This is a genomic window from Pseudomonas sp. 8O, assembly GCF_902506495.1.
In the GTDB taxonomy this organism is placed as follows: Bacteria; Pseudomonadota; Gammaproteobacteria; order Pseudomonadales; family Pseudomonadaceae; genus Aquipseudomonas; species Aquipseudomonas chaetocerotis.
The window spans coordinates 748,462-762,559 of record NZ_LR733265.1; the positions used below are offsets into that span (position 1 = coordinate 748,462).

Sequence of the window (14,098 nt, forward strand, 5' to 3'; positions counted from 1 at the left end):
TTACCGAATCGCCGCAGGCGCGGCGAATGGCGCCTGCGCGATTTCACTGGGGCTGCTGCTGAAACTGGCGGCGATAGTGGTTGGGGGACAGCCCCGTGTGCTGGCGGAAAAGGCGCGCGAAGAAGCTGGCATCGTCGTAGCCGATCTCGTAGCTGACGGTCTTGATGCTCTTGCGGGTGGAAGACAGCAGACTCTTGGCGGTTTCGATGCGCAGGCGTTGCAGGTAGTGCAGAGGCTTGTCGCCGGTGGCACCCTGGAAACGACGCATGAAGTTGCGGATGCTCATGCCGTGCTCGCGGGCCACGTCCTCGAAGCGGAACTTGTCGGCATAGTGCTCCTCCAGCCAGTGCTGGATCTGCAGCACGGTGACGTCCTGGTGCAGCTTCTGGCCGCCGAAGCCGATGCGTCCTGGCGTATAGCTGCGCTGTACCTCGTAGAGAATGTCGCGCGCCACGCCCTGAGCCACGCCGGCGCCGCAATAACGCTCGATCAGATAGATATAGAGGTCGCAGGCCGACGTGACGCCGCCTGCGCAATACAGATTGTCGGCATCGGACAGGTGCTTGTCCTGATTGAGCAGTACCTTGGGGAAACGCTCGGAAAATTCGCGGAAGAAGCGCCAGTAGGTGGTCGCTTCCTTGCCGTCGAGCAGACCGGCTTCGGCCATCCAGAACACCCCGCTGGCCTCACCGCAGATCGCCGTGCCGCTGGCATGCTGGCGTTTGAGCCAGTCCAGCACCTGTGGATAACGACGACTGAGTGCGTCGAAATCGTCCCAGAAGGCGGGCAGGATGATCACGTCGCAGCTGTCCAGGCCGCCGTCTACTGGCACCTTGACCTTGCTGAAGCTGTTCACAGGCAACCCATCCGGGCTGACCAGATGGATGTCGAACGGCGGTTCGAAGCCCAGGCCCTGCTGCTTGGCATAGCGAATGCCAGCCATGTGGAAGAAGTCCTTGGCTTGCATCAGGGTGGAGGCGAAGACGCCGTCGGTGGCGAGAATGCTGACGCGGCGTAACGCCGTACGCGGCTCTGGAATAACCATAAGTATTTATTCTTGTTCAAGGCTAAGTGGTCATGCAGCGGCTGGATCGTCTTATTTTTTGGCGCTTGTGTCCAGTGCGACCAAGCGTTTGCTTGGCTAAAGTCGAGGCCATGCTTTTTCTCCCGCCTCAGACACAGGTAGCGCCATGATCCCCAGAACTCTATTCAGCTCCGACCATGAACTGTTTCGCGACAGCGTGCGCAAGTTTCTCGAGCAGGAAGCCGTGCCTTATCACCACCAATGGGAGAAGGACGGGCATGTCGACCGCGCGCTATGGAACAAGGCGGGCGAGGCGGGGATGCTGTGTTCGCATATCCCGGAGGAGTACGGCGGCATGGCGGCCGACTTCCTCTACAGCACCGTGGTGATCGAGGAGATCGGGCGCCTGGGACTGACCGGCATCGGTTTCTCGCTGCATTCGGACATCGTCGCGCCCTACATCCTGCATTACGGCAGCGAGGCGCAGAAGCAGCACTACCTGTCCAAGCTGGTGAGCGGCGAGATGGTCACGGCCATCGCCATGACCGAGCCGGGTGCGGGTTCCGACCTGCAGGGCGTGAAGACCACTGCCGTGCTCGATGGCGACGAGTACGTGATCAACGGCTCGAAGACCTTCATCACCAATGGCTGGCTAGCCGATCTGGTGATTGTCGTGGCCAAGACCGATCCCAAGGCCGGCGCCAAGGGCACCAGTCTGTTTCTGGTCGAAGCCAATACGCCCGGCTTCTCCAAGGGCAAGCGCCTGGAGAAAGTGGGTATGAAGGCTCAGGACACCTCCGAACTGTTCTTCCAGGACGTGCGCGTACCCAAGGAGAATCTGCTGGGCCAGCCGGGTATGGGCTTCGCCTACCTCATGCAGGAGCTGCCGCAGGAGCGCCTGACCGTCGGCATCGGCGCCCTAGCTTCGGCGGAAGCGGCGCTGCAGTGGACGCTGGATTACACCCGTGAACGCAAGGCTTTCGGCAAGGCCGTGGCGGACTTTCAGAACACTCGCTTCAAGCTCGCCGAAATGGCGACGGAGATTCAGGTCGGTCGGGTGTTCATCGACCGCTGCCTGGAGCTGCACCTTGCGGGCAAGCTCGATGTGCCGACGGCAGCGATGCTCAAGTACTGGACTACCGATCTGCAGTGCAAGGTGCTAGACGAGTGCGTGCAGTTGCACGGCGGTTACGGTTACATGTGGGAATACCCGGTGGCGCGTGCCTGGGCCGACGCGCGGGTGCAGCGCATCTACGCTGGCACCAACGAGATCATGAAGGAAATCATCGCTCGTTCACTGGTGTAAATCCGTAGGGGCGCTGTGCGCACCTGCAACGCTGAGGTGCTTGTCGGTGCGCACGGCACACCCTACGTGGTGCGTCAGGGCGCGGGGTTGGGTTGCGACTTGTGGATCGCCTCGATGCCGGCGAGCACTTCTTCGGAGAGCTTCAGCTCGGCGCTGGCCAGGTTGCTGTCCAGTTGCTCCAGGCTGGTGGCGCCAATGATGTTGCTAGTCACGAAGGGCTGCGCGGTGACGAAGGCCAGGGCCATCTGCGCCGGATCCAGGCCGTGCTCGCGAGCCAGGGCCACGTAGCGTGAGCAGGCTGCTTCCGACTGCGGGTTGGTGTAGCGGGCAAAGCGGCTGAACAGGCTGATGCGTGCGCCGGCCGGGCGAGCGCCGCCTTCGTATTTCCCGCTGAGCATGCCGAAAGCCAGTGGTGAGTAGGCCAGCAGGCCGCACTGCTCGCGAATCGCCACTTCCGCCAGACCCACCTCGAAGCTGCGGTTGAGCAGGTTGTAAGGGTTCTGGATCGACACGGCGCGCGGCCAACCACGGCTTTCGGCCAGTTGCAGGAACTTCATGGTGCCCCACGGGGTTTCGTTGGACAGGCCAATATGGCGGATCTTGCCAGCCTTGACCTGCTCGTCGAGCACTTCCAGGGTTTCTTCCAGAGGCGTGAACTCAACGTCCTTGTGCTTGTAGTCGAGCTGGCCGAAGAAATTGGTCGGCCGCTCCGGCCAGTGCAGTTGGTACAGATCGATCCAGTCGGTCTGCAGGCGCTTGAGGCTGGCGTCCAGTGCATTGACGATGTGTTGGCGGTTGAACTTCAGTTGGCCGTCACGGATGTGCGAGATGCTGTTGCCGGGGCCGGCGATCTTGCTGGCCAGAATCCAGTCGGCGCGGTCGCCACGCTGCCTGAAGTAGCTGCCGATGATCTGCTCGGTCTTGCTGTAGGTTTCGGCGCGCGGTGGCACAGGGTACATCTCTGCGGTATCGATGAAATTGATGCCGCTGGCCTTGGCCCGCTCGATCTGCGCATGGCCTTCGCTCTCGCTGTTCTGCTCGCCCCAAGTCATGGTGCCCAGGCACAGTGCGCTGACATCGAGATCGGTTCGGCCTAGCTTGCGGTATTCCATGATTGACTCCTTCGGCAAAAGAGTCATACAAGCAGGTTGAAATTTTTTTCGCAATCAGGATAATTCGGCACCTCTTTCTGCGGTGGAAGTGATGCGCCGCCTGCCGAAGAATCTTGCCGTATTGTGGACGCGCTGACCCGAGCCCCCGATAGCGTCCGTATGCGGCTGCCTTTGACTTGTCAAAGTACGCACTATCCAGTAAGATCCGCCGTCTATTTTTGCTGGGCGGCCCCTGAGGCTATAAAGAATGAAAACTTTTACTGCTAAACCGGAAACAGTAAAACGCGACTGGTTCGTCGTTGATGCTGCTGGCAAGACCCTGGGTCGTCTGGCCACCGAAATCGCGAGCCGTCTGCGTGGCAAGCACAAGCCTGAGTACACCCCGCACGTTGATACTGGCGACTACATCGTCGTTATCAATGCCGAGCAGGTGCGTGTAACTGGTGCCAAAGCCAGCGACAAGAAGTACTACTCCCACTCCGGTTTCCCGGGCGGCATCAAAGAGATCAACTTCGAGAAGCTGATCGCTCGTGCTCCTGAGCGCGTGATCGAGACTGCGGTCAAAGGCATGCTGCCGAAGAACCCGCTGGGTCGCGACATGTACCGTAAGCTGAAGGTGTACAAGGGTGCAGTCCACCCGCACACTGCTCAGCAGCCCCAAGAACTGAAGATTTAACGGAATAGTTCATTATGTCGGCGACTCAAAATTACGGCACTGGCCGTCGCAAGACCGCAACCGCGCGCGTTTTCCTGCGTCCGGGCACTGGTAACATCTCGATCAACAATCGCGCCCTGGATACTTTCTTCGGTCGCGAAACCGCTCGCATGGTCGTGCGTCAGCCGCTGGAGCTGACCGAGACCGTCGAGAAGTTCGACATCTTCGTCACCGTTGCAGGTGGTGGTGTCAGTGGTCAAGCTGGTGCCATCCGTCACGGTATCACCCGCGCTCTGATCGAGTACGACGAAACCCTGCGCAGCCCGCTGCGTAAAGCTGGTTACGTTACTCGTGACGCCCGTGAAGTCGAGCGTAAGAAAGTCGGTCTGCGTAAAGCGCGTAAGCGTCCGCAGTACTCGAAGCGTTAATCGCGACTACGCTTCCCAAAGCGCCCAGTTTCCTTACGGAGCTGGGCGTTTTTTTTGGGCGTGGCAAATTGCTGCGACAACGTGCCGCATACGCGTAAGCCGCGTCTTCCAAGGCTTTCGCCAGTCTCTTCGGGGGTAATTACCTTGTCAGAAAAGGGGCTTTTCTTTACCATTTGGCGAATTTTTTGCGCGGCCCGATTTTTACTTAGTAGAGGCCTGAACAACAGGCCACAAAGCTGATGGGAGACGACTGAATGAGCAATGACGGCGTGAATGCAGGCCGGCGTCGCTTCCTGGTTGCAGCCACCTCCGTGGTGGGTGCAGCAGGAGCGGTAGGTGCTGCGACTCCGTTCGTGGGGTCATGGTTCCCCAGTGCCAAGGCCAAGGCGGCCGGTGCACCGGTGAAGGTGAACGTCAGCAAGATCGAGGCAGGTCAGCAGATGGTTGCTGAGTGGCGCGGTCAGCCGGTGTTCATCGTGCGCCGTACCGAGGAGATCCTGGCCAATCTGACCAAGATCGAAGGCAGTGTCGCCGATCCCGAGTCCGCTGCCTCCGTGCAGCCGGAGTACGTGGACAAGAAGACCCGCTCGATCAAACCAGAGCTGCTGATTCTGGTAGGTCTTTGCACTCACCTGGGTTGTGCGCCGTCCTTCCGCCCGGAGGTAGCCCCGGCTGACCTGGGTCCGGACTGGGTGGGTGGCTATTTCTGCCCTTGCCACGGTTCGCGTTACGACCTCGCCGGTCGCGTGTACAAGTCGCAGCCTGCACCGCTGAACTTGCCAGTGCCGCCGCACACCTACGAAACGGATGATGTGATCATCATCGGTGTGGACCAGGAGAAAGCGTGATGAGCAAATTCATGGAATGGGTGGATGCGCGCTTCCCTGCCACCAAGATGTGGGAAGACCATCTCTCCAAGTACTACGCCCCGAAGAATTTCAACTTCTTCTATTTCTTCGGCTCGCTGGCTCTGCTGGTGCTGGTCAATCAGATCGTTACCGGTATCTGGCTGACCATGAGCTTCGAACCTTCGGCTGAAGGTGCTTTCGCCTCCGTCGAATACATCATGCGTGACGTCGAGTACGGCTGGATCCTGCGTTACCTGCACTCCACCGGTGCCTCTGCGTTCTTCGTGGTGGTCTATCTGCACATGTTCCGCGGTCTGCTTTACGGCTCCTATCAGAAGCCGCGCGAGTTGGTGTGGATCTTCGGCATGCTGATCTACCTGGTGCTGATGGCCGAGGCCTTCATGGGTTACCTGCTGCCGTGGGGCCAGATGTCCTACTGGGGCGCCCAGGTGATCATCTCGCTGTTCGGTGCCATTCCGGTCATCGGTGACGACCTGACCCAGTGGATTCGCGGCGACTACCTGATCTCCGGTATTACCCTGAACCGCTTCTTCGCCCTGCACGTGATCGCACTGCCGATCGTTCTGCTTGGCCTGGTCGTGCTGCACATCCTGGCGCTGCACGAAGTAGGTTCGAACAACCCTGACGGCGTCGATATCAAGAAGTTCAAGGACGAGAACGGTGTGCCGCTCGATGGCATCGCCTTCCACCCTTACTACACCGTGAAAGATATCGTAGGCGTAGTGGTGTTCCTGTTCGTGTTCTGCTTCGTGGTGTTCTTCTTTCCGGAAATGGGCGGTTACTTCCTCGAGAAGCCGAACTTCGAAGCAGCCAACCCGTTCAAGACCCCTGAGCACATCGCCCCGGTTTGGTACTTCACGCCGTTCTACGCGATTCTGCGTGCGGTGCCGGACAAGCTGCTCGGCGTAATCGCCATGGGCGCAGCCATTGCCGTTCTGTTCGTGCTGCCCTGGCTCGACCGTAGCCCGGTCAAATCCATGCGCTACAAGGGCTGGATGAGCAAGATCTGGCTGGTGGTGTTCTGCATCTCCTTCGTCATCCTGGGCGTGCTGGGTGTGCTGGCGCCGACCCCGGGTCGTACCCTGCTGTCGCAGGTGTGCACCTTCCTGTACTTCGCGTACTTCATCCTGATGCCGTTCTACACCAGGATGGAGAAGACCAAACCGGTTCCGGAAAGGGTGACTGGCTGATGAAAAAGCTCTTTGCTGCATTTGTTTTCGCTGCGCTGCCGGCCCTGGCCATGGGTGCTGCCAGCAACTACCCGCTGGACAAGGTCGATATCGACCTGACCGACAAGGCTGCCATGCAGGATGGCGCGCGTACCTTCGCCAACTACTGCATGGGTTGCCACTCGGCTCAGTATCAGCGTTATGAGCGTGTTGCCGATGACCTCGGCATCCCGCACGAAATCATGCTGGACAACCTGGTGTTCAACGACGCCAAGATCGGTGACCACATGAAGATCGGCATGAAGCCGGATGACGCCAAGGCCTGGTTCGGTGCAGCGCCACCTGATCTGACCCTGGTCGCTCGTGTGCGTGGCAATGACTGGCTGTACACCTACCTGCGCACCTTCTACGCAGACCCGAGTCGTCCGCTGGGCGCCAACAACAAGGTGTTCCCGAACGTGGGTATGCCCAACGTGCTGGTGGGTCTGCAGGGTAACCAGGTCATCGGCTGCAAGCAGGTTCAGGTCGTCACCGACGGCAAGAAGCAATTCGACCCGCTGACCGGTGCACCGATCACGCGCGAGGCCTGTGATCAGTTGACCGTCGAGGAGAAGACCGGCGCGCTGAGCGAGGCCGAGTTCGACGAGAAGGTGAAGAACCTGGTGACCTTCCTGGCCTATTCGGCCAACCCGGTCAAGCTGAAGTCCCAGCGTATCGGCACCTATGTGCTGCTGTACCTGGCGTTCTTCTTCGTGTTCGCCTACCTGCTCAAGCGTGAGTACTGGAAGGACGTGCATTAAGCCGTTGCAGTTCTCTGCATACACCTGCGCGCCCCTATGGGCGCGCAGGTTTTTGTACCCTGCCATTCCGAGTGACCACCTTGCGGTGTCGTCACTTGCAACTTCAAGAATTGCCCTGGGCAATTTTTCGTGTTTCTGCAAAATCAAAACAAGCGAGGAGGATCGCCATGGCGGTGACCAATAGGTTGACCTGCTACTCCGACCCCGCCGACCACTATTCCCATCGCGTGCGTCTGGTGCTCGCCGAGAAAGGTGTCAGCGTCGAGATCATCGATGTCGAGCAGGGCCGTTGTCCGCCCAGGCTTGCCGAGGTCAATCCCTATGGCAGTGTGCCGACGCTGGTCGATCGTGACCTGGCGCTGTACGAATCGTCCGTGGTGATGGAATATCTGGACGAGCGCTACCCGCATCCCCCATTGCTGCCTGTCTATCCGGTTGCTCGCGCCAACAGCCGTCTGCTGATGCACCGCATCCAGCGTGACTGGTGTGTGCTGGTCGACCGTATTCTCGACAAGCGCAGCAAGGAGGCCGAGCGCCAGTTGGCGCGCAAGGAGCTGCGCGAGAGTCTGACCGGTGTATCGCCGCTGTTCGCGGACAAGGCATTCTTCCTCAGTGACGAGCTGAGTCTGGTGGATTGTTGCCTGCTGCCCATTCTATGGCGTCTGCCTGTCATGGGTATCGAACTGCCGCGTCCGGCCAAGCCCTTGCTTGACTATATGGAGCGTCAGTTTGCTCGTGAGGCCTTTCAGGCCAGTCTTTCTGCTGCCGAGCGCGCGATGCGCTGAGAAGGAGGAAACCATGAATTCCAGTCGTCCCTATCTGGTTCGCGCCCTCTATGAGTGGATCGTTGATAACGATTGCACGCCGCATCTGCTGGTCAGTGCCGAGTATCCGGGCGTGCAGGTGCCACCCGGCTTCGCCAGTGATGGCCAGATCGTGCTGAATGCTTCGCCCAGCGCTGTGCGTCATCTGCATATGGACAATCAGGCGGTGAGCTTCGAAGGGCGCTTCGGTGGTGTGGCGCACAGCTTGTACATTCCGGCAGCGGCGATCCTGGCGATCTACGCGCGGGAGAACGGTCAAGGCATGGTCTTCGATATGGAGCCGTCGGTTGCTGGCGGTCCAGAGGAGCCTGAGCCGGATGATGATGGGCCTTCCGGTGGCGAGCCGTCGCGTCCTAGCGGCCGGCCAAGTCTGAAAGTGGTCAAGTGAGCAATGAAAAGGGCGCCCATGGGCGCCCTTGTCGTTTCTGCGTTCGAGTCAGTTGGTGTATTCGAACAGGCGCACGACCCGCTGCACCCCCGATACACTCTGTACCACGCGAGTGGCGGCGTTGGCTTCCTCGCGCGTGACCAGGCCGAGCATGTAGACGATGCCGTTTTCGGTCACGACCTTGATGCGCGCGCTCGGTACGCTGCTGTCGGCCAGCATCTGCGCCTTGATCTTGGTGGTCAGCAGCGAGTCGTTGCTACGTGCCAACAGGGATGCTGGTTGCTGCACCTGCAGCTCGTTATAGATCTTCTTCACGCCCTGTACGCTTCGGGCGGTCTGAGCGGCGCGATCCTTGAGCTCGCTGCGTGGGGTTTGCCCTGCAAGCAGAATCACGCCGTTATAGCTGGTAACCACGATGCGTGAGGTCGGGCTGGCCAGGTCGGCATGGGCATTGCTGATGCGTGACGCGACTTCCGGGCCGAGGAACTGGTCATCGATCTTGTTGCCGATGCTGCGGCTGCCGCAGCCTGCCAGGGTCAGAGTAACGGCCAGGGCGGCCAGAATCAGGGCGGAACGCTTCATTCTTCACTCCCAAACAATTGACTGTCGATCAGGTCGCAGAGGCAGTGGATAGTCAGAAGGTGGACTTCCTGGATGCGTGCGGTGACTTTGGCTGGAACGCGGATTTCGACGTCTTCCGGCAGCAGCAGTGAGGCCATGCCGCCGCCGTCGCGGCCGGTGAGGGCGACGACGGTCATCTCACGATCATGTGCAGCTTGAATGGCTTGGATGACATTCGCAGAGTTGCCGCTGGTGGAAATCGCCAACAGTACATCGCCCGGTTGGCCGAGCGCGCGGATCTGTTTGGAGAAGATTTCGTTGTAGCTGTAGTCGTTGGCGATGGAGGTGATGGTCGAGCTGTCGGTGGTCAGGGCGATGGCCGGCAGGCTCGGGCGCTCGCGCTCGAAGCGGTTGAGCAGCTCGGAGGAAAAATGCTGGGCATCGCCGGCGGAGCCGCCATTGCCGCAGGAAAGAATCTTGCCCTCGTTGAGCAGGGCCTGAACCATCACCAGGCTGGCGTGCTCGATGTATGGAGTCAGAACGTCCATGGCCTGTTGTTTGGTATCGATGCTGGCTTGGAAGAGCTGGCGGATTCGGGATTGCATGTCCATCGGTTAAACCTTGAATTTACGGCCGTCAGGCATCGAAGGCGTTTTTGATCCAGTCGAGGCGAGTGGCGCTGTCGGTACTGATGGCGACCACGTCGAAGCGGCAGGGGTAGCGGGCCCAGCGTGAGTGTTGCTGAAGGAAGAGCTCTGCGGCGATGACCAACTTGCCACGCTTGCGCGCATCGATGCTCTCCAGGGCGCCGCCCCAGGCGCTGTGGCGGCGGGCGCGGACCTCGACGAATACTACTGTATCGCCGTCGAGCATGACCAGATCGAGCTCGCCACGGCGACAGCTCCAGTTCTGTTCGATCAGTTTCAGGCCGCTGCGTTCCAGATGCTGGCGAGCCGCCTGTTCGGCGGCTCGCCCCAGATCGTTGTGTGCGCTCAATTGATGCTGTCGGGAAGGCGCTGGATCTGGCCGCCACGGAACTCGGCCCAGGGCAGCTGGCGCTCGATGCGCTGCGTGGCGTTGAGGCTGAGGCTGCCCGACAGGCCGTCGATGCGCGAGTCCGGCAGGGCCTGGAGCTGGCCCAGGCGCGGCGCCAGGCGGTAGGCGTCGACACCCATGGCATACAGGCGGCCCAGGCTGCCACCGGCTTGCGGCCACTGATTGCTGACTTCCTGACGCAGCGGTGCGTGAGTATCGAGCAGCCAGGGTGTTTCGCAGAAGCGAATGCCTTCCAGGTCCTGGTACTGGGCTTGGCTGTGGGCGCCGGTGAACAGGTGCGAGGTGGCGTAGACCGGCACGTCGCCAGCGTACTGGAAGGCCAGGGTCGGCTTGATCTGCTGCGCCTGTTGCGGCGTGGCGGCGAGGAAGATGAAGTCGATGTCCTGACGGCGCGCCGGTTGTGCATCCAGGCTGGTGCCCAGGGTATTTTGCAGGCGGCGCGCGCGGGCTTCGCTTTCGCGCAATTGGAACAGGTCGGCGATCTGGCGAGCCAGCTCCACGGGCTGGTCGACGTGCTCGGCGGCGATCAGGGTGCCGCCCTGGGCTTGCCAGCTCTGGCGGAAGGCGTCCAGTACGCGGTCGCCCCAGTCGCCACGCGGCACCAGGGCCACGGCGCGGCGCATGCCATCATTCCAGGCGCGGCGCGCTACTTCGCGCGCTTCGTCCTCGGCGGCCAGGCCGAACTGGAAGAGTTGCGCCGGGCTTTCCTGGCCCGGGTCGCTGTAGTTCAGGGCGAGGGTGGTGATTGGCAGTTGTTCGCGGTCGCTTAGCTGCTTGACCAGCGGTTTTTCCAGTGGACCGACCACCAGTTGCACGCCATCGGCTTGCGCCTGTTGGTAGAAGGCGTCCAGCGAGCCAATGCGGGAGCTGTCGTAGAGCTTGATTTCCGGTGGGTTCTGTCCGGCTTGCTGGGCTTCGTAATGCGCGGCGAGGAAGCCGTCACGCAGGGCGCGGGCAACATTGGCCAGTTGGCCTTCCTGTGGCAGCAGCAGCGCGACGCGGGTCAGTGGCTGGCTGGCCAGCTCGCGCAGTTTGCTCAATGCTTCGGGCAGTTGTTCGGCCGCCGGGTGCTGCGGATTTTGTGCGACCCACTGGTCGATGGCCGCTTGCTGCTGTTCGAGCGTGGCGCCGCTTTTGGTCGAGCGAGCCAACTCCAGCCAGCCTGCCAGGTCGCTATCTGTGCCGGCAGAGGTTTCTGGTGGCAGGCTCGATACCAGCTTCCAGATGTTTTCGTGGTTGTCGTTGGCGGCCTGGCCGCTCAGTAGCGGCGCGATGAACACCCGCTCGCGGGCGGCGGCCAGGGTCTGACCGTCGGCTTCCAGAGCGCGCGCGCGGACCAGTTGGGTGCGAATCTGTTGCTCGACCGGCAGCTCACCCAAGCGCTCGAAGCTGGGGTGCTGCAAGGCTGCAAGGGAGCTCTTGGGTTGCTTGCGGGCCATTGCCAGCTCGGCCTTCAGGGTGCTGGCGAAGATCTGCTGGGCAGGCAGCAGGCTGGCTATGTCGATCTGCTCGAGAATGCGGGTGGCGCGGGCCACGTCGTTTTGCTGGTAGCTCTGGTCGGCAGCGGACAGACGCAGCAGGGCGGCCTGCTCTGGTTTGCTCTCGGCAGCTTGCTGAAGCATCTGCTCGATGCTGGCTTGTGGCGTGCGAGGCAACTGGCCCAGGTTATTGGAGGGCGAGCTGGCGCAGGCGGCGAGCAGGCCGGCCAGGAAAAGAGCAGAAAGAGGGCGCAGGCTAGCGATCATCGGGTCATCCTGATACTTGAGCAAAACGAGCGGCGATTGTACCCAAGGGGCGACATCCGTGCGATGCCGCTGGGGCGGAACCGGCTAGAATGAGCGCTCTTTCAATTAACGAGGTGTTTCCAGTGAGTCAGCCCGCAGTCTCAAGCGTCCAGCCAGGCAGCCTGTATGTGGTCGCCACGCCCATTGGCAACCTGGATGACATCAGCGCGCGGGCGTTGCGAATCTTGCGCGAGGTGACGCTGATCGCTGCTGAAGACACGCGGCATTCGGTGCGCCTGCTGCAGCATTTTGGTATCGAGACGCCATTGGCTGCCTGTCACGAACACAACGAGCGCGATCAGGGTGGGCGTTTTCTGGCGCGCCTGCAGGCTGGCGAGGACGTCGCGCTGATTTCCGATGCGGGGACGCCGCTGATTTCCGATCCGGGTTACCACCTGGTGCGCCAGGCGCGCGCTGCGAGGATTGCGGTGGTGCCGGTGCCGGGCGCCTGCGCCCTGATTGCCGCGCTTTCGGCTGCCGGGTTGCCCTCGGATCGTTTCATCTTCGAAGGTTTTCTGCCGGCCAAGGCGGCGGGACGCCGTGCGCGCCTGGAGCAGGTGCGGGAGGAACCGCGCACGCTGATCTTCTATGAGGCGCCGCACCGTATCCTCGAGTGCCTGGAGGACATGCGCGAAGTCTTTGGTGGTGATCGCCCGGCATTGCTGGCGCGTGAGCTGACCAAGACCTTCGAGACTCTCAAGGGCTTGCCGCTGGATGACTTGTGCGCCTGGGTGGCTGCAGACAGCAATCAACAGCGCGGCGAGTGCGTGGTGCTGGTGGCGGGTTGGCAGGCACCAGAAGGCGAGGAGGCAGTCAGCGCCGAAGCCCTGCGCGTACTCGATCTGCTGATGGCGGAAATGCCGCTCAAGCGGGCGGCAGCGCTGGCAGCGGAGATCACCGGGGTGCGCAAAAATCTGCTTTATCAGGTTGCTTTGGAGCGCAAGAACTAGGTCTTGCGCTGTCCGTCCAGCTTGCAGCTTGCCATCACGCCCGGTACCCTTGCCGGCGGAGAGTCGATCGGGCAGTCGCTGCCTTCGCAAGAAGGGGGAGGAAAGTCCGGGCTCCATAGGGCGGAGTGCCAGGTAACGCCTGGGAGGCGTGAGCCTACGGAAAGTGCCACAGAAAATAACCGCCTAAGCGTTTCGGCGCCGGTAAGGGTGAAAAGGTGCGGTAAGAGCGCACCGCGCGGCTGGCAACAGTCCGTGGCTAGGTAAACCCCACTCGGAGCAAGACCAAATAGGGTTCCATTGGCGTGGCCCGCGCTGGAACCGGGTAGGTTGCTAAAGGCGTGCAGTGATGTACGTCGTAGAGGAATGACTGTCCTCGACAGAACCCGGCTTACAGATCGACTCTCCTCCTTTCTCTCTCGTTTCGCGCTTCTATTCCCCGCTCGTCTGATACCAAAAAAATCTTACTCTTAACAAATCACTTTAAGTTCGAATTTCAGCTGGCTGGAATGGTTGAGTTTTATCTGTCAAAAGCCGGTTCCGGCATCCCTTTTTCCCTCGCTTTTGTTCGCTAAATCTCCGTCCTGTAAGGATTTTTCCCTTCTGGCGCGCCTTGACGGTGGGGCGTGCGCGTTCCTATAGTGTGCGCAAGTGGTAAGAAGTGGCATGAAGTGGGTTTTTTTGGGCATGGAAAGCTAATTACAGGGGAAGCGCAGCCGTGTTTCGCGGAGCTAACGCCATCAGTCTCGACGCCAAAGGGCGCCTCGCGATGCCGAGTCGGTATCGTGACGAGCTCGTTGCGCGTTGCAGTGGCCAGCTCATCGTGACCATTGACGCCGTCGATCCCTGTCTTTGCGTTTATCCACTGGCCGAGTGGGAGTTGATCGAGAACAAGCTGCGTGAGCTGGCCTCCTTTCGTGAAGAGAACCGCCGCCTGCAGCGTCTGCTGATCGGTAATGCCGTCGATCTCGAACTGGACGCCAGTGGCCGCTTCCTGGTCCCTCCGCGCTTGCGCGAATACGCCAAGCTGGACAAGCGAGCGATGCTCGTCGGTCAGCTGAACAAGTTTCAACTCTGGGATGAAGATTCCTGGAATGCCGTAGCCGAAGCCGACCTCGCTGCCATCAAGCAGCCGGGGGCCCTTTCCGATGACCTGCGTGACCTGATCCTGTGAA

At 60.9% G+C, this 14,098-nt stretch carries 16 protein-coding genes and 1 other RNA gene; 11 read left to right on the forward strand and 6 right to left on the reverse strand.

What is annotated here, in order from left to right; translation table 11 throughout:
* Positions 1-43: 43 nt before the first annotated feature.
* Positions 44-943, reverse strand: a complete 900-nt coding sequence (locus GV002_RS16915) for a GlxA family transcriptional regulator (protein WP_178094761.1) — start codon at positions 941-943, stop codon at positions 44-46.
* 247 nt (positions 944-1,190) lie between these two features.
* Between GV002_RS16915 and GV002_RS16920 the strand changes: the two genes are divergently transcribed.
* A complete protein-coding gene (locus GV002_RS16920; protein WP_160019493.1) occupies positions 1,191-2,330 on the forward strand; it encodes an acyl-CoA dehydrogenase family protein in 1,140 nt (379 codons plus the stop codon).
* Positions 2,331-2,404: 74 nt separating this feature from the next.
* Here GV002_RS16920 and GV002_RS16925 read toward each other — a convergent pair whose 3' ends face one another.
* Positions 2,405-3,442: an NADP(H)-dependent aldo-keto reductase gene (locus GV002_RS16925; RefSeq protein ID WP_160019494.1), complete on the reverse strand. Its 1,038-nt coding sequence runs from the start codon at positions 3,440-3,442 to the stop codon at positions 2,405-2,407.
* A gap of 247 nt (positions 3,443-3,689) precedes the next feature.
* Here GV002_RS16925 and rplM point away from each other — a divergent pair, with 247 nt between their 5' ends.
* The 7 genes from rplM (at position 3,690) to GV002_RS16960 (ending at position 8,575) form a co-directional block, all read left to right on the forward strand.
* The gene (gene rplM / locus GV002_RS16930; protein WP_017678951.1) at positions 3,690-4,118 is read left to right on the forward strand and encodes a 50S ribosomal protein L13; all 429 of its coding nucleotides are present in this window, start codon (positions 3,690-3,692) and stop codon (positions 4,116-4,118) included.
* A gap of 14 nt (positions 4,119-4,132) precedes the next feature.
* Positions 4,133-4,525, forward strand: coding sequence for a 30S ribosomal protein S9 (rpsI, locus tag GV002_RS16935; protein WP_106738907.1), 393 nt, complete (start codon positions 4,133-4,135; stop codon positions 4,523-4,525).
* Between the two features lie 254 nt (positions 4,526-4,779).
* Positions 4,780-5,373, forward strand: coding sequence for a ubiquinol-cytochrome c reductase iron-sulfur subunit (petA, locus tag GV002_RS16940; protein ID WP_160019495.1), 594 nt, complete (start codon positions 4,780-4,782; stop codon positions 5,371-5,373).
* Positions 5,373-6,584 carry a cytochrome b gene (locus tag GV002_RS16945; protein ID WP_160019496.1) on the forward strand — a complete coding sequence of 404 codons (1,212 nt, stop codon included), beginning with the start codon at positions 5,373-5,375 and terminating at the stop codon, positions 6,582-6,584. The genes petA and GV002_RS16945 overlap by 1 nt, the downstream gene beginning before the upstream one ends.
* Positions 6,584-7,363, forward strand: coding sequence for a cytochrome c1 (locus GV002_RS16950; RefSeq protein ID WP_160019497.1), 780 nt, complete (start codon positions 6,584-6,586; stop codon positions 7,361-7,363). The genes GV002_RS16945 and GV002_RS16950 overlap by 1 nt, the downstream gene beginning before the upstream one ends.
* A gap of 167 nt (positions 7,364-7,530) precedes the next feature.
* Entirely contained in the window at positions 7,531-8,148 is a 618-nt protein-coding gene (locus tag GV002_RS16955) for a glutathione S-transferase N-terminal domain-containing protein (RefSeq protein WP_160019498.1), read from the forward strand.
* Between the two features lie 13 nt (positions 8,149-8,161).
* Positions 8,162-8,575, forward strand: a complete 414-nt coding sequence (locus GV002_RS16960; RefSeq protein ID WP_017678955.1) for a ClpXP protease specificity-enhancing factor — start codon at positions 8,162-8,164, stop codon at positions 8,573-8,575.
* A 48-nt stretch (positions 8,576-8,623) separates the two neighbouring features.
* Here the strand turns inward: GV002_RS16960 and GV002_RS16965 are convergent, their stop codons facing one another.
* From GV002_RS16965 to GV002_RS16980, 4 genes are read right to left on the reverse strand one after another with little or no spacing between them, the layout of a single operon-like run.
* Complete coding sequence (locus GV002_RS16965) at positions 8,624-9,157, reverse strand: BON domain-containing protein (protein WP_160019499.1); 534 nt, start codon at positions 9,155-9,157, stop codon at positions 8,624-8,626.
* Complete coding sequence (locus GV002_RS16970; RefSeq protein WP_160019500.1) at positions 9,154-9,747, reverse strand: phosphoheptose isomerase; 594 nt, start codon at positions 9,745-9,747, stop codon at positions 9,154-9,156. The genes GV002_RS16965 and GV002_RS16970 overlap by 4 nt, the downstream gene beginning before the upstream one ends.
* Positions 9,748-9,772: 25 nt before the next feature.
* Positions 9,773-10,132: a YraN family protein gene (locus GV002_RS16975; RefSeq protein ID WP_160019501.1), complete on the reverse strand. Its 360-nt coding sequence runs from the start codon at positions 10,130-10,132 to the stop codon at positions 9,773-9,775.
* Positions 10,129-11,937, reverse strand: coding sequence for a penicillin-binding protein activator (locus tag GV002_RS16980; protein WP_160019502.1), 1,809 nt, complete (start codon positions 11,935-11,937; stop codon positions 10,129-10,131). The genes GV002_RS16975 and GV002_RS16980 overlap by 4 nt, the downstream gene beginning before the upstream one ends.
* A gap of 89 nt (positions 11,938-12,026) precedes the next feature.
* On the opposite strand from GV002_RS16980, the gene rsmI reads away from it, so the two are divergent.
* The 3 genes from rsmI to mraZ all read left to right on the forward strand — a co-directional run bounded on the left by rsmI (position 12,027) and on the right by mraZ (position 14,097).
* The gene (gene rsmI, locus GV002_RS16985; RefSeq protein WP_160019503.1) at positions 12,027-12,926 is read left to right on the forward strand and encodes a 16S rRNA (cytidine(1402)-2'-O)-methyltransferase; all 900 of its coding nucleotides are present in this window, start codon (positions 12,027-12,029) and stop codon (positions 12,924-12,926) included.
* Positions 12,927-12,985: 59 nt separating this feature from the next.
* Positions 12,986-13,333, forward strand: an RNA gene (rnpB, locus tag GV002_RS16990) — RNase P RNA component class A.
* A 308-nt stretch (positions 13,334-13,641) separates the two neighbouring features.
* The gene (gene mraZ, locus GV002_RS16995; RefSeq protein ID WP_003459315.1) at positions 13,642-14,097 is read left to right on the forward strand and encodes a division/cell wall cluster transcriptional repressor MraZ; all 456 of its coding nucleotides are present in this window, start codon (positions 13,642-13,644) and stop codon (positions 14,095-14,097) included.
* The last annotated feature ends 1 nt before the right edge of the window (position 14,098 follow it).